Here is a 17,908-nt window from a genome sequence, read left to right as displayed (position 1 = left end):
AAAGCGTTCTAGAACTGGTTCAAGAACCTCATGTCACCAGTCATCAACGTGCGCAGGTCGGGCAGATCGTAGCGCAGTGCCGCGACGCGCTCGGCGCCAATACCAAAGGCGAAGCCGGTGTACTTCTCGGGGTCGATGCCGCAGTTGATCAGGACGTTGGGGTCGACCATGCCGCAGCCCAGGATCTCGATCCAGCCGCTGTGCTTGCAGAAGTTGCAGCCCTTGCCGCCGCACACGTGGCAGCTCACGTCCACCTCGCAGGAAGGCTCGGTGAAGGGGAAGAAGTGCGGGCGATAGCGCGTCTTGCGATCCTCGCCAAACATGCACTTAACAAAGTAGTCGAGCGTGCCCTTAAGATCGCCAAAGGTGATACCCTCGTCGACGACCAGGCCCTCGATCTGGTTGAACTGCGGCAGGTGGCAGGCGTCGGCCGTGTCGGGACGGTAGACGGTGCCCGGGCAGATCATGTAGATGGGAGGCTTCTGCGACTCCATGGTGTGGATCTGCACGCCCGAGGTCTGGGTGCGCAGCAGCACGTCGGACTCGCCGTGAGCGTGAGCCTCGGGATGCGCGACGCTGCCGGGGTTGTTGTCGACCACATAGAACGTGTCGCGAGCCGAGCGGCTCGGGTGATCCATGGGCGCGTTGAGCGCGGTGAAGTTGTAGTAGGAGGTATCGACCATGGGGCCGGACTCGACGGTGTAGCCGATGCCGCAGAAGATCTCCTCGGCCTCCTCGATGATCTGCTTGATCAGGTGCTGGTGACCGATCTGCGGACGGATGCCCGGCAGCGTGATGTCGACGGCCTCGTGCTCGAGTGCGTGCTTGAGGGCGGCGGCCTTCATCTCGGTGGTGCGCTCGTCGAGCATGCCCTCGATCAGCTGGCGCATCTCGTTGGCGCGTTTGCCCATCATGGGACGATCCTCGGGAGCGAGCTTGCCCATCATGCGCATCAGGCCGGTGATACGGCCCTTGCGGCCGAGCAGCTCAACGCGCGCAGCCTCGAGCTTGGCGGCGTCGTCGGCGCCCGCGACGAGCTCCTTGGCCTCTTCCTCGAGTTTGACCAGATCATCAATCAGACTCATGTCTTCCCTTTCGTCTCTCGCGCTCCCCGCTTGCCGAGGCGGCTGCCGCCGTCTGACGTTGCGAAAACGCGGCCCGGTTCGGTAACAAAAAACCGTCCTCGGGCATTTGCATTGCCCAAGGACGGTTGAATTCCGCGGTACCACCTTGTTTGACCCGGCGGATGTCTGGCCCGCCGTGCCCACTCTTTGCCCCTTGTCGCGAGGCTCACGGCTTCCCTACTGGGGACATCGCCGCCACCGGCCGCGCGCCCGTTGAGGTCGCTGCTCGGGAGTGAACGCTTGGCCCTTGCCACCGCAGGAAGGCTTGCAGCCCATGACCTTCCCTCTCTTGCCGGCGACGCGGCGGGCAAACCCTCTCCGTCAACGCATTGGGCTATAGGATAACACATTGTGTGGGCGTATCGCCGCGTTCCGTTTTGTTCGTGCTGGGTACAAGGCAGGTAGCTGTGCAAACTGGCCGTGCGCCCAGCCGTGGCGTTCGGCTCGCGAGATCAAGGATATGGTATGGAAAAGAAGCACGATAAGAAGGCCAAGCCCGCAGCGGGCAAGACGCCCAAAGGCATGAAGGTCGATAAGGCCGTCAAAAAATTCCGCAAGCTCGAAGGCAAACTGTGGACCCGCGAGTACCTGCTCAAGATTGCCGAGTTTGACGGCGCGACCATTGCTCCCGCCAACGGTGCCGCCGCCCGTGCCGACGCCATGGGCACCCTTGCCGGCGAGCACCATAAGCTCCTGACCAGCGAAAAGTCTGTCGAACTTGTACGTTCGCTGGCACGCGAGACCGTCACCGGCGGAAAGATCGACGACCCGCAGCTGCTTGACGAGATTCGCGTGCTCGGCCGCGACCAGCGCGAGGCAAGCGTCATCCCCACCGAGGAGGCCGAGGCCTGGACCAGGCTCACCTGCGAGGCCGACGCCGTGTGGCACAAGGCCAAAGCGGCCAACGACTGGGCGAGCTTTGAGCCCTATGTGGATAGGATCGTCGCCCAACTTAAGCATCAGGCCGAGCTCATGGACCCCAAGCGCGACCCATACGACGTGTGGCTCGACCAGTACGAGCGCGGCCTTTCCACCGAGAGCTTCGATGCGTTTTGCGACGAGGTTAAGGCCACGGTCGTGCCGCTCGTGCACGCCATCGGCGAGCGCGGCCAGCAGCCCGATGCCGACTTTTTGCACGCCCGCGTGCCCGAGGCCGCCCAGCGCGCCATGAGCTTTGACCTTATGAAGCTCGTCGGCCTGGACCTGGACGACACCACGCTTGCCTTTACCGAGCACCCGTTTAGCGAGGGCTTTGCCGTGGGTGACGCGCGCATCGCGACACACATCTACGAGGACGATTGCATCTCCAACGTCTACAGCATCATCCACGAGGCGGGACACGCCATGTACGAGCTGGGCGTGAACCCCGCCTATGCGCGCACCTGCCTGGAGGGCGGCACCTCCATGGGCATCCACGAGAGCCAGAGCCGCTTTTTCGAGAACACCGTGGGCCGCAGCCGTGCCTTTATGGGACCGCTGCTCGAGGTGCTGCGCCGCCACGCACCCGAGGTCTACGGCGACGTCGACGAGGACACGCTCTACCACGCCGTGAACATCGCGCAGCCTTCGCTGATCCGCACCGAGGCCGACGAGCTCACCTATCCGCTGCACGTTATGGTGCGCTACGAGATCGAGCGCATGCTGTTTGCCGGCGAGGCCACGGCCAAGGACATCCCCGCGCTTTGGAACCGCTTCATGGATGAGTACCTGGGCATTCCCGTTCCCGACGACACGCACGGCTGCCTACAGGATACGCACTGGAGTGGCGGCTCGTTTGGCTACTTCCCCACGTATGCGCTGGGCAGCGCCTACGACGCCATGTTTGTGCCGGCCATGTGCCGCGACGGCGTCGACCTTACCGGCGCCTGCGCGAGCGGCGACCTGACACCCGTCCGCGCCTGGCTGGGCGAGCACATTTGGCAGTGGGGCCGCGCCAAGGACGCGCCGGAGCTCATCAAGGGCGCGTGCGGCATGGCGTTCGATGCCCGCTACTACTGCAGCTACCTGCAGGACAAGTTCACCACGCTCTACGAGCTGTAAGGCATAACCGACACGCCAACGCAAAGGGGACGCCGCGGAACCAATCCGCAGCGTCCCCTTTTTTCGCCCAATAACTAGGTACCCAATGACTAGTTCGTTGACGCTAATGACTTGGCAATGTCAGCGAAAACGGCCCCAAGCGAGCAAGGTGACGTGAAATGAAAGGGCGCTGACCTTCTGGTCGCACCCTTGAAATTGAACGTCAGATTGCCGCTTGGGGCCGTTTGCAGCGTCGAGCAGTTACGCGGTTTGGTAAAACCGCGTAACTATAAAGCCTCGAGCGCGTTGGCGATGCGCTTCATGGCGGCATCGGCGGATGCTTGGTCGGGCGCCTCGGCCAGCACGCGGATAACCGACTCGGTTCCGCTCTTGCGTACGAGCACGCGGCCCTCGCCCGCCAGCGACGCCTCGGCCTCGGCGATGGCGTTCTGCACGCCCATGTTCTCGAGCGCGGCGTCCTTGTCCGCCACGTGCACGGCCACCTGCGCCTGCGGCAGCAGCTTGCACGGAGCCGTGAGCTGCGAGAGCGTCTCACGCTCGGCACGAATCACTTCCATCACGCGCAGCGAGGTCATAATGCCGTCGCCCGTGCGCTCGATATCGCCAAAGATCGTATGGCCCGTCTGCTCGCCACCCAGGCTGTAGCCGCCCTCGCGCATCTTGGCATACACGTGACGGTCGCCCACACCGCTGGTCACGGCGCTCAGACCGGCAAGCTCCAACGACTTGACCAGGCCAAAGTTGCTGGCAATCGTCGGCACCACGGTACCGCCCGAGAGTCGCCCGTGCTTGTTCAGATACACGCCGCACACGTACAGGATCTGATCGCCGTCTACCACGCGACCGCGCTCGTCCACGGCCAGGCAGCGATCGGCATCGCCGTCATAGGCAAAGCCCACGTCCAGGCCCTGCTCCACCACATGGCGCTGCAGGCGCTCCATATGCGTGGAGCCGCAGTCGACGTTGATGTTAAAGCCATCGGGCGCGGCGTTGATCACGCGCACGTCGGCGCCCAGTGCGTCGAACACCGGCTTGGCCACCGAGGATGCCGAGCCGTTGGCGCAGTCGATACCGATCTTGACGCCCTGCAGCGAAAAGTTCGCGCTGGCGATGAGCGAGGCAATATAGCGGTTGCGGCCCTGCATGTAATCGACCGTGGCGCCGATATGGTTGCCCGTTGCCAGCGGTACCTCGCTCTTGCCATCGATGTAGTCCTCGATGAGCTCCAGCACGTCCTCGTCCATCTTAAAGCCGTCGCTGTTGACGAGCTTAATGCCGTTATCGCAAAACGGGTTGTGGCTCGCACTGATCATGATGCCGCAATCGAAGCAGCCCTCCACGGTCTGATGTGCCACGCCCGGCGTCGGGATCACGTGCAGTATATAGGCGTCCGCACCGCTCGCGACCAGGCCGCTCACCAGCGCCGCCTCGAACATATAGCTCGAGCGACGCGTGTCCTTGCCCACGATGACGCGCGCCTTAGCACTGCGGTTGACACCGTAATACCAGCCCACAAAACGGCCAATCTTATAAGCATGCTCTACCGTCAGCCCAACGTTGGCCTCACCGCGAAAGCCGTCGGTGCCAAAGTACTTCATGCGCTCTCCTTACAAAATAGGGGCGAACAGATTGCCTGTCCGCCCCAAAATGGTACTCGATTATCTGCGCTACCAGAAAAACCCTACGCCGACGCGCTGTCGCGAGCCGCCTGGCATGTAGGAGTCTGACGCAGCGTAAGCGGCTTGTCCCCCGCCTCGGCCGACGTGGTCAGCGTATACGTGATCGTCGTCGTCTCGCCAGCATGCAGGTCAACGGTACCCGAATAGAAGGGGATTCCATGCCACGTAGCGGCGCCAAGACCAAACTGGGTGCCCTCGACGGTCAGATCAGTAATGTTGCCGCCCGTCGGGGCAAACAACGAGACATTCAGACGCTCGTCGTCACGCGCGGCATCGGGTGCGCTCGCCGCAACGTAGTCGGGCAGCTTGCCAGCCTCCTCCTGCGTCATGATGTTCGTCAGGGTAACGGTGATGCGATAGGAGCACGTGCCGTCACCGTTCTTGATGCCCTGACCAATCTGAGTGTCGGCGTTCAGATACCAGTCGAGCTTGGAGAAGCTCAGGTTGTTAAAGTAAACGCCGGCAACAGGATCGGCACTCGGATCATCCGGATCGGGCAGCGAAGCGTCAATGCCTGTCTCTTTGATGGCATTCTGCTCATCATCGTTTCTCATCCACGCGATCAGGCGGCCCTCTTCGGCACCGCGCTCAACGGCGCTGACAAGCTTCGTAACATCGACATCGCCGATACCGCCAAGAATCTTGTCGAAGGCTGCGCTGGCGACGGATGCAAAGATTCCGTCCGACTCCTCGACCGGATAGTTCCAGTACACATCGTGCATGAGGACCTTTGCGGCGTTAGTGCCGTCGACAACCGTTCCGTCGGGCAGTGACACGTTACCGACCAGGCCCAGCAGATACTGCAGGAACACCGGGTCGATACCGATGACGCCATCAACGTCCTGTCCATACTGGGACTTCCACAGCGCGGCGACACGCTGCGAGTTGCGGGGCCAATCAGGCGAATAGGTATTGCCCGAGTTGTACAGGTTACTGTGGTTGCCGAACAGCGCCTCATCCTCTTCGTCGACGCTCTCGACTGCCTCATCCTCGCTGAGTCCAATGCGGGGAACAAACTCGCCAATCGACATCTGGCCGTCAGTGACCGAAATCAGGCCCTGCGAACCGCCAAAGCCGCCGCAAGCACGAATCTCGACGTTGTTCATGGCGTACATAAGGTAGTTGCGCGTCTGGCCGTTGGCGCCGAGCATCTGGGGAAGGACGGGGGCGACCTTCTCCGCCGCGTCAACCGCGCCGTTGAGGGTGGCAAAGCCGTCCTTGGCCTTATCGACCAGCTCGGTCACCTGGGAAATATGAGTATCGCCAATGCCCTGGACCTTCTCGTTGGCGCTCTTGAACACCTTCGAGCTGCTGGAAAGCGAATCGGCGACCGCCTGCAGCGCGGACACGTTAATCATGCCGTCCTGGAACAGCTTGCCGGGCGTAGCCTGCGAAAGGTTATCGGCCATGGGAACCAGCGCATTGCTCGAGACATCGGACAGGGCGTCAATCATGGTGCGGGCCGCATTGATATCGCTGCCATACACCGGGATAAACGAAGCCGCCGCCCACAGCGGGCTCGAGGTCTCCGCCTTCATGCTGTTACAGAGCTCATCGATCTTCTTCGCATCGTCGGGCAGCGTCGAAAAATCGCCCGACGTGACCTTGTCCTTAAGGCCACCGACGATCTCGACAGCCTCCTTCGCTTCGCTCTTTACGGTCTTTGCCGAGTTAAGCAGCATAAAGCCGCTTGCGCCAAGCACAACGAGAAGCACCGCGACTACAGCGGCAATAATGGCGCCAGTGTGACGCTTTTTGCGCTCGCCCTTGCGATGGCGATGACGGACCAGACCGTCAGAGGTCGAACTCGACGAAGCGTCGCTACCGTAGTTCAAACCAAAATCGTAATAATCTTCCTTGGAACCCGAGCCCGCAAACTCGGCACCGCTATCATCCAGGCGGGCGAACGTGCCAGTCTCGGAGGCGCCGGTGTAAATCGTGCCAAGGTTACCCGTAAGCCCCGCGCCACCGGCAGAGGGAGTATTGTTGGCGGCCTTGCCGGCATTAACGTTGCCGGCGCCATTCGCGGCGTTGGCAGCACCCGCGTTGTTCGCGGGTACCGAAGGAGCCCCGCTCGGCTGCGACGTGGAGGTTACACCGTCCGCAAAGACATTTCCTCTTGCACGGCCGGTCTTTTTTGCCTTTTGAGACTGCTCGTACAGAGCGGTAAACATCGCCGTCTCGCCCGGGGACACGCGCTTACCGGAACCGCCCTGTCCAGCCCCGCCCGGCGTGCCGGCCTTACCAGCCCCGTTCGGACGCGGCGGAACTGCAGGACGGCCGCTATCGCTGCCCTTAAAGTGATTACCAGCCATAAAGAAATCCTCGCAATTGAGTCGCAATGAAAAAGTCCATAACGTTATTAGTTTATGGCATTTTGAGCATCGACAGCTAAACTCCAGACACGGACATCAATTGGCGAAAATGCGGCACAACACCTTTTCCGTCTTGGCAGCGGCGCCAGCTACACCGTGAGGAACATCATCACGATGATCATGGCAAAGCCGATAAGGTCGGTCGGCAAAAACACCGTGCCCAGCATAACGGCGCTGGTGATGGTCGCCGAGACGGGCTCCACGGTTCCGATGAGACTCGCACGCACCGAGCCGATGTCCTTAACGCCCTGCATATAGAGCATGTAAGCAAAAAACGAGCCGATAACCACGAACACCGCGAGCGCCTCGACGCCGGCAGCGTCGAGTGCCGGCACATGCGCCCAGGGCTGCACGAAGACACATGAGATCACGCCCGCCGTGAGCATTGCCGAGCCCGTGACGATGGGGCTGCCGTATTCGGGCAGGATCTTGGCGGGAATCACCGCCATACACGCGGCGCTGGCCGCACACATAAGACCTGCTGCCAGGCCAAGCGGCGAGATATTCAGGCTGGTGGGGTCGCCGCCGGTGGCGATTAAAAAGGTTCCACCCAGAGCCAGGCCAATGCCGATGACTTCGCGAGTACGCGGCATGCGGCGATCGATCACGCAGGTGTAGCCCATGATGATAACGAGCTGCAGGCACTGGAGCACCGTCGCGGTTCCGGCGTTCGTCAGGCGCACGGCCGAAAGATAGCAAAACTGGTTGAACAGCAGGCCAAAGGCGGTAAAGAGCAGCAGCTGCTTACGATCGGCGGGTGTGGTCCAAAGCTTGACCAGGCGTGCGCGGTCGCGCGTGACAACCACAGCCATAAAGAGCAGGCCGGCGAGAATCTGACGCACGCTCATAAGCCACAGCGTATCGACATGGTAGGTATCGAACAAAAAACTCGCGCTGGTGCCCGAGAAGCCCCAAAACGAACCGCCCACCAGCGTAGCCAAGACGCCCGTGATCATCTTGCGCGTCGAAGCGCTGTTCAGGCGGTCGCGCCATGCGCGACGGGTGTTGCGGCTGAGCTCGTCGGTGCCCTCGGGCACATCAATGTTCGATATATCGGTCATCGGCACCGAAGCCCCTGCGCCTTCGACCTGCTCGACACACTCTTTGCTCATTCCACTCCCCCGAAACAGCCTGGAAACAATTCGGCTTACCTTACCACGGCGAAGTCACCAGCTGGAGGCTTGTCCGCTTATCGGTAGGACAATTCCGCAGGCGTCTTTCCATAGCTCGATACCGCAATGGCCTTGCATTATGCGACAGCCAAATCGCAGCAGCAGGCTCTTTTGAAATGGATACGGCAAAGCCCCCGAATTCCACAATGTAAGCGATTTTTAAAAATGTTCTTGCCACCGAGTTCAGGCTCCGTTATATTATCCCTTGCGCGCTTGCGCACCCTTGATCGGGCGTTTAGCTCAGGGGGAGAGCGCTTCCCTGACACGGAAGAGGTCAGAAGTTCAAATCTTCTAACGCCCACCAAATGTTCGCAGCTCAGAGGCTATGTCATCTGGGCTGTTTTGTTTTATGCCGCCAAATCCGCCGGCAGCTCCAACCGCCCAACTAGCCAAAATCCGACCATCTACTTGCCGATCTATCCATCGGCATAACCAATCAGTCCGCACCGCAACTTCTCAGCAAAACGCCGCGATGTCTGCGCCCTGCGGTATCCTTGGGCCACTTGCACCTGCAGCACCAAGGAGCCGCCATGCGCACCGAGCTCGATGTCCCCTTTTCGCACAAAGAAGAAGCCAAGGCGCTGGGCGCCAAATGGGACCGGACCAAGAAGGTCTGGTATGTACCCAGCGGCGTCAACCCCGAGCCCTTTACCGAGTGGCTGCCCGGTGTTGACCGATCCGACCCCTCAGCGCCGTATATATATCTAGTACTGGGCAAGCGCGAGTGCTGGAAGTGTCACAAAGAGACCTCGGTCGCGGCCTTCGGCATTCCCTATCGAACCGATAACGACGAGAGCGTCGCCATCGCGCACGCGCCCAACGAATCCGGGCACATTGCCATCGACACGGCCAACGCCAACGCACTCGCCATCGTGCCCGCTCTTGGCTGCGTGCCGGGCGAGATCCGCGACTACCTTCATAAGCGCTGCGGCTACAAGCCCGTAGGCGCGCGAGCCTCCAAAGCCCCGTCGCTCGGCAACACGTGCACCAGTTGCGACGCGCTGCAAGGCAGCCGCTATCTGTTCGAGGAGCCCTCGTCCCCGTTTGCCCTCACTGCCATCAACAAGCTGCCGGCACTGGAGTTTATACGCGTCGAAGTTGCCGGCGTCTTTGGCGTCCCGGCCACGCGTACCGACTTTGACCAGGCGCTCTTTACCTGGGCACGCGACCATCACGCCGAGTTCCACAAGCAACTCGGTGAGGGGATTTATTTGTAGAGGCAAAAGGCACTCACAGCCAACTCCTCCGCATCACCTATCCCTCGTCGCCGGCGTCATACACGATATCGAGGCCACAAACAGGGCATTTCTCCGGATACACCGGCATATGAACGCCTGTCTGTTTTCTCACTTCGTCGCTGAACCTGTCGCGCGCATCGATGAACCGAATGTCGAGACACGGTATTTGCGAGCCGCAGCAAGGGCAGGTGACGACAAACGACCCGCAATCAACCTCTACGCTCGGAAACATATTGTTGTCTATAAGGGCACACGGCAGTTTTCCGTACTTCCCCATCGCAATATCGCCTCGCCAGCTCATACACGCTCCCCTCTCGCTATACAAAACAGGAAGAGCATGCACCGGCGGGCATGCGCGAGATTGCATCGCCACGCGATCCGATCAAACAACACGATCGTCAAAGAATGCCAAAGCCAAATACGCTAATACGGCAGAAGCCCCGCCTTTTCACGCTTCTTTTCCGAGCGATCGAACTCAATGCGATGGGCCTCAAGAAACACCGTATTGGGTCGCCACTGACGCTCATTCGGCTGCCTTAGCGTCGCACCCGCAAAGGAAGCGTAGCCGGTCTTATCCAGCAGGTACGATCCGCACAGCCGATATTCGCCGCAAACAGGCTCAAACGAAATCAGATGAGCATCGAATAAAGCATGTAAGTCGCGCCGAAGCAGAATGCCGTTGCTGGCAACCTGCGATTTGGGTCCCGAGTAATTCTCGATATGTGCAGCCTCCAGAGCTTCGCTGACGCCGCAGTCCGACACCGCGCAACGGCCATCATAGGCGGCAACGAGCTGCTTGCGGAACCATTGCTGCCCCAATCGCTCGCGCCTTAACGCATAGCGGACCTTTTCGTCGTCGGTCGTAACCTGTCCGGCAAACTCAATATCGACGGGCATGTGCTTCAGATAGCTCATGTCGGGCGCAAAACGGGGGTCCGGTCCGCCTTTATGAACAGGACCGTGCAGAACAAACCATCCGTTTTCGGGCTCGAACCGTTCAACAAACGCAAGGCCGAGCACCTTGTAGCCCACCTCGGTTGCAAATATGACTCCGACTGGAACGCCACATTCCATGCAGTTGAGCATTTTACGGTTGTAATTCTGGTCTCGAGAACCAACGGCGCCTGGCGCTTGGACCGAATACTTAATGACCCACGTACCATCGTCCAAATAGAGCGGAGGTACATCGGTGTAGAAGCTCTTTTTAGAGTTATGGACCGAAAGCGCAAAGATCTTATTGGGATCTTGCTTCACCCGATCCTGGCCCGGCCAGAAGATCCCTGAATCCCGCGTTACGGGAAAGAAGTCCGAGCCAATTCTCAAACGATACTGATACTGAGGGCTATCTTCCTTGGTGTGGTGCGGAAGGCTGGTCCAAACGCCGCCGCGCTGTTCCTCACCCAGAAACCACTCCCATGCCTCAACGTATTCGGAAGGCACGAGACTGCAGGCGCGGTCATAGCTTGGTCCATCCATCAACGGAACAGCAAGGTCAATGTCGTTCATCGCCAGCACCTACAACCATACGAACGCGAGTCATGCCACTCAATAATATGGCCGAGAGTCAATTATTACGAGATCTCATTCCGCGATCGGCACATCGTTGATGCTCTCGGTTTGCCGCTGGCGCGTTTGTACCCCGCTGCCCCACTTCCCTGTATACTGATGTAGCACGTGTTTCATCCGGGCTTGTTGGGCCGGATTGTTCATGGGAGGGTCTTATGGCTGCTTCGAATCCGCCTAAGGGGAGCGTTTCTTCTTCGTCCATCAAGCCGGTTACGCGCAAGGCCGTGCGTTGCCAGCGCGAGGTCGCTTGGCTTGTCACGCAGGCGGCGGGCAGGCTCGTGGCGACCACTCAGGACGTCAACGCGCCTACGCCGAGCTTTGTGCTGGCAGCGGCGCTGGATTTTGTGCGCCAATTGGAGCTTGCCGCACAGGATGCCAGCGGCCACCTCGACTACCAGAATGTTATGGCGCCCGACCTGCAAACGTTCTGCCACATGGCCAAGTTGCCCGCCGCGCCCAATGCGCTTTCGGACGCAGGCTACATGTTTACGCTTTCGGGCGCGGACCTTATCCGCGACATCTATACATACTGCAGCGAGCTCGCCGAGCGCCATGTCTTTGACGCGGCTGAAGTCAAACCGGGATATGTCATCAAGCTGGTTCTTAGGCTGTTCTTGATGGACGGGTTCGCGGCCATGCCGGCGTAAGCCGAGTCTTTAGCATCACCGTCAACTGGACAACAACCGCTTAACCTTAGTGGGCGCCAATCGAGGGTCGATTATTGGGTCGCCTCGTCCGCTAAAGCATTTATTCCACGCGCTCCAACAGTCGATACTTGCGGTTGCGGCTCGTCGCCGGCGCCGTGGGCTCAAGCTCGCCTTGAGCAATGAGCGCGTTGACGCGCGACCTAACCCGGGAAATTGTGAGCCCCGTGCGCTCTGCCAGCTCACGCGTCCCCAGCTCGCCGTAGCGTTTGAGTGCCGTCACAATTAAGCCCCCGCCATGATCGACCGGCTCGATCTTTGAACGGTAAAGTACGACCTTGAACTGATCGAACCCCGGGCAGAACAGGGGCTCGGCGAGACCATGCGCGCGCATGGCATCGATCATCATCGGGATGCCTGAGCCATTGCCCTCAGCCGGCGAACCTGCACCATCCGGCAGCGGAACAATCGACATCAGTTTCACAAGCGTCGCATTGCGACATCGGGAGCTGCCGTCAAACAGGTTCTCGCGAGTCTTTCCTCCGTATAGGCCGCCGGGGTTCGTCACTTCGATACGGTCATCAAAGACGTCAACAGCGATCGACTGCCCACAGAACCGGTCTCCGTATTCTCGGTGGATTACGGCGTTGGCAATTGCCTCGCGCAGGACCTCCTCGGGAATCTCCAGCGAGTCGACACGCGAGACGCCTTTAATCATCGAGGTTCGTCGCAAATTCTTGGCGATTGCCGCGACGGCATCCGAGATCATTTCGCCCAACGTTCCCTCGCAGATCGTACGGTCCATGAACCTCAACGACCCCGCCGCGCCCTTCTGCGTTCCGGCATAGACCGCCACATCGATAAAGAGCTTGGGATAGAACTGCTGGGGATAGGCACCCGCGGCCAGGAGTCCGGCCTTAGTGACATTGCCCTGGGAGTCGAGGAAATTCAGGCGCTCCAGCTTCGTTTTCTTGTCCGGCGCGCCGCGCATCGCACGAGGTGTCAGTGAGAAAGCACGCTCTATCGTGCGGTCGACCAGGGCCTCGTCAAGATCGCCTGCGACCGCGCCGGGCACTGCATCGCGATCACTGGGGCTCGTCCGCTCATACGATGACAAGGACAGGACCTCGGTCGACGAGAGCGGAACATCTTTATCATCGATGCGTTTGTAGCTGCCGCCTTGAGCGCCCCGCTCTATGACATAACAAGGCTTGCTCGACGGGTCGAGCTCCTCAATCGTGATGACCAGAACCACGGTGCCCTGGAGCTCCACGCGTTCAATGGTGTATTTGGGCGGATTGGCCAGTTTTCCGCGCCCGCCGGCATCACCCATGCCCGCTACGAATTGGTTGAGCACCTTCTCGGTCTCAAAGTTCTCAACCGGGACAAAGCCCGCGCGCTCGCTCACGCCGAGCACGATAATTCCGCCAGCGGTATTCACGAATGCGCTAACCGTTTCCCATACGTCGCGGGAAAGCGTCGTGGCACTCTCCTTGACCTCGACGTTAAGATCGTCCGAGCCCATGCGCCTTAAAGACTCGAGCAGACCGGTCAGCTCGTTTTCGTTCATCTGCATGTCCTTTCGCTCGGCCCGGCGGAGAATGCCGCGAATAGATTTCCTTCGTCTCTCAGTTATCTCTCGTAATTATCTCTCGTCTTTCTGCTATCTCTCATATTAGAGATAAGTGAGAGATGAAAGATAAGATGTCTGCCATCTGTTTCATTTAAACATGTTTTTACTGGTAGAATAATCAGTATTGAGACAATAGCATGATTGCTTGTCTCTTTGCTAATCAGTTATCTCTCATTTTTATCTCTCGTCTTTCGGTTATCTCTCGTATTAGTGACAAATGAGAGATGAGAGATACGTGAGTGACGGACGGGCGCAGATTTTTGGACGGTCGGAAAATCCCTCAAACAAAAAACGGGGCCGGCCTTACGCCGAGCCCCGTTTTCAAACGGTCAGTTAGTTATCCAACGCGCGAGCATAGCAGTCAACATTACGCCGCCGCGAACACTCCCAAGCCCGTTCCGATGATGCAGATCGCGAAGATGCCAATAATAATCCAAATGGTCTTGACGCCCTTTTTGTACAGGGCGACGCAGGCAAAGGTTGCCAGCAAGGGCAACAGACCGGGGAAGATCGAATCGAACAGATCCTGCAGGACAATCTCCGAACCACCCACGTCAAAGGTCAAAGCAGTGGACAGTGAGACCTGTGCCGCAATCATGGCGCCGATAACGGTCATTCCGAGGACACCGGCAGCATGCGTCATGCGAGACATAAGGTTGTTCTCTTCGGACTGCTGCAGGAACTTGGTTCCCAGGTCGTAACCCAGATGGGCTGCGACGATACGCGTTGCAAAGTTAATCACGGAGTAGATGAGCGCGTACACGATGGGGCCGAGCGGGTTGCCCGTCGAAGCGATGCCAATACCAATGCCGGCGGCGACCACGCGGAACGTACCCCAGTAGAACGAATCGCCAATGCCGGAAAGCGGTCCCATGAGGCCGACCTTCATGGCGTTAATCGAGGACGTGTCGAAGTTCTTATCGGCAGCCGCCTGCTCTTCCATCGAAACCGTTAGGCCGGCTACAAACGGAAGCACATGAGGCGTGATGTTAAAGAACTCGGTATGGCGATCGAGCGCCGCATAGTAATCGTCGTCGTTGGGATAGATCTTTCGCAGGGGCTTCTGAATGGTGTACATGAAGCCCATTGCCATCATCTTGTCGTACGACTGCGAGCACTGGCTCGTAAACTAGCGAAGGAACATGCTCCGATACATATCGGGGCTCATAATCGCGTCCTTCTTGGCCTCTTTGAGGTCGGTGTTCTGGGTAGCCATTAGAAGTCCTCCTCTTCATCTGCAGCAACCGTCTGCGGACCGGACGAGCCCTCGCGGAAGGCCAGGAGCAGTGCGACGCAAATGGCAGCTGCGGCGACGCCGATAACGTCCATCTTGAGGTAGATGACCATAATGAATCCCAAGAACAGCCAAGGAAGCAGCTTGTTATCGCCCATGGTCCTAATAAGAAGTGCGAAGCCGATGCAGACCATGACGCCGGAAGCAACGTTGAGGCCGTCCATCACAAACTGCGGAATCGCGTTGAGCGCATTGTTGATGAGGTCGGCACCAAAGAACAGCGAGCAAAACACCAGCAGTGCAGACGGAATGCCAATCGACAGCGGCACGACGGTCAGATGGTACAGGTTCGCCTTTGCAAGATCGCGATTTGCCAGAGCAGTCTCAATCTTCTTGCAGGCAAAGGCACCCGGAACGGCGTAGCAGAAGTTGCGCCACACCTGAAGGAAGACGGAGACGGGAAGGGCGAGCGCGACGGCAGTTGCCGTGCCCGTACCCGTAATGACGGCAAACGCGCAGCCAAGCACGCCGGAGGCATAGACCTCGGGAGGAACCGCCGCGCCGACCATGATGGCGCCCATGAACATGGACTCCAAAGCAGCGCCGACGATAACGCCCTGCTGGACATCGCCAAGGATCAAGCCGACAAACAGGCTCGTAAACAGCGGACGACCAAGCATCGTAATGCCAAATAATTGCTCGTCCATGGACGCAATAAATGCGACCAGTGCAATTAAAAGATACTGGACAACCATTTCGATCAACCCCAGAAACAGGTCTGCAGGCGAGGCGTTCTGCGCAGCTCGCCTGCAGACAACCGCAGCAATTTGAGAGGATTAGTAGTTCATCTGGTGATAGTAACGACGCGTGGTGAGCGGGTGGTTACGGACGTGCTCGAGATGGCAGCTCAGACGCTCGGTGATGGTGTAGGTGACCATCGGGGAGACGATCTTGCGGAACTCGGGGTCGCTGAACGGCAGCTCGACCTCGGCGGTGTCGAACTTGTTCACGCGGACATGGACGCCCTTCTCGTCGGCGAGCATGTGGGTGAAGTTGTCCACGCGGTCCATGAGCTTGCGGGTGTCGTCCTCGCCGTAGAGCATGATGAGGCTCGTGCCCTCCTCGCACAGCTCGATGGTGCCGTGGAAGAACTCGGCGGCGTGGATGGACTTGGTCTTGATCCACTGCATCTCCTCGAGGATGCACATGGCGTAGTCGTAGGCCTCACCCCAGAGCATGCCGGAGCCGATCACCATGTGGTAGTCGGTGTCCTTGAAGTCCTCGGCCATGGCGGCGCAGCGCTCGTCCTGGGCGTCCTTGGCCTTGATGAGGTACGGGGCGATGTTGCCGAACTCCTCCATGAAGGTGTCGTACTTGGGGAAGGCGCCGGCGTTCTTGAGGAAGCGGGCGACCAGCGTGATCTGGTAGGTGTAGATGGCCTCGCACAGAACGTCGTCCTCGGCGAAGCTGAAGAACTTGTAATCGGCGTACTCGGTGGCCGGGGTGTTGTCGTTGGAGACATACATCAGCGTGCGGGCACCCTGCTCCTGGCAGAACTTGGCGGCCTCGATGATCTCGGGGGTGGTGCCGGTACGGGTGGAGAAGACGCAGACCGAGTCCTTGTTGAAGGTCTTGGGCGGGCATGCGAGGAACTCAGCGGCAATCTCGCAGTGGACGTCGACGTCGGCCGTGGTGGTCTCGACCCAATACTTCATCGGGAGCGTGTGGGCCCAGGTGCCGCCGCAGCCGATGAAGAAGATGTTGGAATAACCCTGCTCGCAGACCTTGTCCACGGCAGCCTCAATCTGAGGACGGAGAGCGAGGGCATCGCTCACAACCTTCTCGTAACGAGGCTCATCGAAATTGAACATCCCTTACTCCTAACTCACTTGGATGAACCCTTCATTCATCCCATGACGTTATAATACTTTATATAACTAACTATGCAAGAACTATTTCAGATTTTTTTGATTTTTCTTTAATAAAAAGCCCGCCGGTCAAATGATCGGCGGGCTAAAGAAAGGAGGACCTGGTTAATAAATGCTAGACAATGGCATGTTTCCAGCTAGAAAACGTCCTTGGCAAGTACCTTTGAGTCATTGGGAACCTGACGGATTTCGATAACCACGCCATCGTTCACAAGCTCTTGGATATGCTCGGCATCGGTTTCGGTCGCAAAGATCGCGGGGGTCGGATGAAGCGTGGTCTCGGGAGACTTTCGAGTTCCGCCCAGATTGATCTCCTTGATGTCTTTGCAACCCTTAGCAAGGCGATAGGCATCTTCAATCGTCTCAACAATGATAAACAGCGAGTACTTGTCGGTAACGCCGCTGTTGAGCGCCTCGATGGCCGCGTTTACGTCTTTTATGACGAGCTTCACGCCGTTGGGACGAGCTAGCCTCAATGCGGCTTTTCTCATGTCGTCTTTTGCCACGGCGTCGCTGGCACACAGGATGCAATCGACATCCAGCGCATGTGTCCAAGACATGGCGACCTGGCCGTGAATCAATCGGTAATCAACTCTCGTAAGCTTAATCATCGTAATCATCTCCGCACGTAAGACGATATGAGAAAGCCATTTGGGTCGCCTCCCCCGCGGCGCAGCTTCTTTCCGCGGGCTCGGGATGCCACAATGGGCTTTGAGTATCGGCCCGTGCGGTAGCCCTTACCGCACCTGCGGGGAGGAGGCTTCCCATGCCCCATGTTACCTCCATCGGCCTGGACGTCCACGCGCGATCGGTCGCCGCCGCGGCGTTCAACCCCTTCACCGGCGAGGTGGTGCACCGCGACTTCGGGACGGACGCCGCCGAGATCGCGGAGTGGGCCCTCGGGTTCGAGGAGCCCAGGGCCTGCTACGAGAGCGGCCCCACCGGCTTCCACATGGCGCGCGAGCTGCGCGCGCTCGGCCTCGACTGCGCCGTGGCCGCCGTCTCCAAGATGCAGAGGCCGGCGGCGGACGCGCGCCGCAAGAACGACCGGCGCGACGCCGAGTTCATCGCCCGCATGCTCGCCACCCACAACATCGTGGAGGTCCCGCTGCCCGATGCGGCCGTCGAGGCCGCCCGGGACCTCGACCGCGCCCTCGACGACGCCACGGCGGAGTACCGCCGCGCCAGGCAGCGACTCAACATGTTCCTGATCAGGCTGGGCCACGTCTGGGACGAGCGCAACGCCGACGGGACGAGGAAGGGATCCTGGACGCG

The 17,908-nt window shown here is 59.4% G+C and carries 13 protein-coding genes, 1 tRNA gene and 1 pseudogene; 5 read left to right on the top strand and 10 right to left on the bottom strand.

The window, feature by feature from the left end; translation table 11 throughout:
- Positions 1-8 precede the first annotated feature (8 nt).
- Complete coding sequence (gene pheS, locus GPK39_RS08925) at positions 9-1,085, bottom strand: phenylalanine--tRNA ligase subunit alpha (protein ID WP_215675118.1); 1,077 nt, start codon at positions 1,083-1,085, stop codon at positions 9-11.
- A 504-nt stretch (positions 1,086-1,589) separates the two neighbouring features.
- Between pheS and GPK39_RS08920 the strand changes: the two genes are divergently transcribed.
- Positions 1,590-3,164 carry a carboxypeptidase M32 gene (locus tag GPK39_RS08920; protein WP_215675116.1) on the top strand — a complete coding sequence of 525 codons (1,575 nt, stop codon included), beginning with the start codon at positions 1,590-1,592 and terminating at the stop codon, positions 3,162-3,164.
- Between the two features lie 266 nt (positions 3,165-3,430).
- Here the strand turns inward: GPK39_RS08920 and glmM are convergent, their stop codons facing one another.
- The 3 genes from glmM to GPK39_RS08905 all read right to left on the bottom strand — a co-directional run bounded on the left by glmM (position 3,431) and on the right by GPK39_RS08905 (position 8,330).
- The gene (glmM, locus tag GPK39_RS08915) at positions 3,431-4,762 is read right to left on the bottom strand and encodes a phosphoglucosamine mutase (protein ID WP_215675114.1); all 1,332 of its coding nucleotides are present in this window, start codon (positions 4,760-4,762) and stop codon (positions 3,431-3,433) included.
- Between the two features lie 83 nt (positions 4,763-4,845).
- Positions 4,846-7,158 carry a DUF4012 domain-containing protein gene (locus GPK39_RS08910; RefSeq protein WP_215675112.1) on the bottom strand — a complete coding sequence of 771 codons (2,313 nt, stop codon included), beginning with the start codon at positions 7,156-7,158 and terminating at the stop codon, positions 4,846-4,848.
- Between the two features lie 149 nt (positions 7,159-7,307).
- Complete coding sequence (locus tag GPK39_RS08905; RefSeq protein WP_215675110.1) at positions 7,308-8,330, bottom strand: DMT family transporter; 1,023 nt, start codon at positions 8,328-8,330, stop codon at positions 7,308-7,310.
- A gap of 289 nt (positions 8,331-8,619) precedes the next feature.
- On the opposite strand from GPK39_RS08905, the gene GPK39_RS08900 reads away from it, so the two are divergent.
- Positions 8,620-8,694 (top strand) — tRNA-Val (locus GPK39_RS08900).
- 226 nt (positions 8,695-8,920) lie between these two features.
- Positions 8,921-9,607: a DUF5710 domain-containing protein gene (locus tag GPK39_RS08895; RefSeq protein ID WP_215675108.1), complete on the top strand. Its 687-nt coding sequence runs from the start codon at positions 8,921-8,923 to the stop codon at positions 9,605-9,607.
- Positions 9,608-10,051: 444 nt separating this feature from the next.
- Here GPK39_RS08895 and GPK39_RS08890 read toward each other — a convergent pair whose 3' ends face one another.
- Positions 10,052-11,134, bottom strand: coding sequence for an HNH endonuclease (locus GPK39_RS08890; protein ID WP_215675106.1), 1,083 nt, complete (start codon positions 11,132-11,134; stop codon positions 10,052-10,054).
- Positions 11,135-11,349: 215 nt separating this feature from the next.
- Here GPK39_RS08890 and GPK39_RS08885 point away from each other — a divergent pair, with 215 nt between their 5' ends.
- Entirely contained in the window at positions 11,350-11,841 is a 492-nt protein-coding gene (locus GPK39_RS08885) for a hypothetical protein (protein ID WP_055309616.1), read from the top strand.
- A 100-nt stretch (positions 11,842-11,941) separates the two neighbouring features.
- Here the strand turns inward: GPK39_RS08885 and GPK39_RS08880 are convergent, their stop codons facing one another.
- From GPK39_RS08880 to GPK39_RS08860, 5 genes and pseudogenes are all read right to left on the bottom strand, one after another.
- Positions 11,942-13,408 (bottom strand): ATP-binding protein, encoded by a 1,467-nt coding sequence (locus tag GPK39_RS08880; RefSeq protein ID WP_215675104.1) that lies wholly within the window; start codon positions 13,406-13,408, stop codon positions 11,942-11,944.
- 430 nt (positions 13,409-13,838) lie between these two features.
- Positions 13,839-14,588 (bottom strand): annotated as a pseudogene (locus GPK39_RS08875) (PTS system mannose/fructose/sorbose family transporter subunit IID); the annotation flags it as partial.
- 98 nt (positions 14,589-14,686) lie between these two features.
- Entirely contained in the window at positions 14,687-15,460 is a 774-nt protein-coding gene (locus GPK39_RS08870; protein ID WP_215675102.1) for a PTS mannose/fructose/sorbose/N-acetylgalactosamine transporter subunit IIC, read from the bottom strand.
- A gap of 81 nt (positions 15,461-15,541) precedes the next feature.
- Complete coding sequence (locus tag GPK39_RS08865) at positions 15,542-16,576, bottom strand: SIS domain-containing protein (protein ID WP_022094037.1); 1,035 nt, start codon at positions 16,574-16,576, stop codon at positions 15,542-15,544.
- A gap of 194 nt (positions 16,577-16,770) precedes the next feature.
- The gene (locus tag GPK39_RS08860; protein ID WP_338404411.1) at positions 16,771-17,253 is read right to left on the bottom strand and encodes a PTS sugar transporter subunit IIB; all 483 of its coding nucleotides are present in this window, start codon (positions 17,251-17,253) and stop codon (positions 16,771-16,773) included.
- Positions 17,254-17,399: 146 nt separating this feature from the next.
- On the opposite strand from GPK39_RS08860, the gene GPK39_RS08855 reads away from it, so the two are divergent.
- A partial coding sequence (locus GPK39_RS08855) for an IS110 family transposase (RefSeq protein ID WP_215675100.1) occupies positions 17,400-17,908 on the top strand: 509 nt, incomplete at its 3' end.

Source organism: Collinsella aerofaciens, assembly GCF_018785245.1.
In the GTDB taxonomy this organism is placed as follows: domain Bacteria; phylum Actinomycetota; class Coriobacteriia; order Coriobacteriales; family Coriobacteriaceae; genus Collinsella; species Collinsella aerofaciens_AD.
The sequence above is the reverse complement of the archived record's forward strand: the minus strand, read 5'-3'. Positions and strand labels throughout refer to the sequence as shown.

What these genes read in the sequence shown, in the direction of transcription:
- pheS (WP_215675118.1), bottom strand. Translation starts at nt 1,085, where the DNA reads ATGAGTCTGATTGATGATCTGGTCAAACTCGAGGAAGAGGCCAAGGAG.
- GPK39_RS08920 (WP_215675116.1), top strand. Translation starts at nt 1,590, where the DNA reads ATGGAAAAGAAGCACGATAAGAAGGCCAAGCCCGCAGCGGGCAAGACG.
- glmM (WP_215675114.1), bottom strand. Translation starts at nt 4,762, where the DNA reads ATGAAGTACTTTGGCACCGACGGCTTTCGCGGTGAGGCCAACGTTGGG.
- GPK39_RS08910 (WP_215675112.1), bottom strand. Translation starts at nt 7,158, where the DNA reads ATGGCTGGTAATCACTTTAAGGGCAGCGATAGCGGCCGTCCTGCAGTT.
- GPK39_RS08905 (WP_215675110.1), bottom strand. Translation starts at nt 8,330, where the DNA reads ATGAGCAAAGAGTGTGTCGAGCAGGTCGAAGGCGCAGGGGCTTCGGTG.
- GPK39_RS08895 (WP_215675108.1), top strand. Translation starts at nt 8,921, where the DNA reads ATGCGCACCGAGCTCGATGTCCCCTTTTCGCACAAAGAAGAAGCCAAG.
- GPK39_RS08890 (WP_215675106.1), bottom strand. Translation starts at nt 11,134, where the DNA reads ATGAACGACATTGACCTTGCTGTTCCGTTGATGGATGGACCAAGCTAT.
- GPK39_RS08885 (WP_055309616.1), top strand. Translation starts at nt 11,350, where the DNA reads ATGGCTGCTTCGAATCCGCCTAAGGGGAGCGTTTCTTCTTCGTCCATC.
- GPK39_RS08880 (WP_215675104.1), bottom strand. Translation starts at nt 13,408, where the DNA reads ATGAACGAAAACGAGCTGACCGGTCTGCTCGAGTCTTTAAGGCGCATG.
- GPK39_RS08870 (WP_215675102.1), bottom strand. Translation starts at nt 15,460, where the DNA reads ATGGTTGTCCAGTATCTTTTAATTGCACTGGTCGCATTTATTGCGTCC.
- GPK39_RS08865 (WP_022094037.1), bottom strand. Translation starts at nt 16,576, where the DNA reads ATGTTCAATTTCGATGAGCCTCGTTACGAGAAGGTTGTGAGCGATGCC.
- GPK39_RS08860 (WP_338404411.1), bottom strand. Translation starts at nt 17,253, where the DNA reads ATGATTACGATGATTAAGCTTACGAGAGTTGATTACCGATTGATTCAC.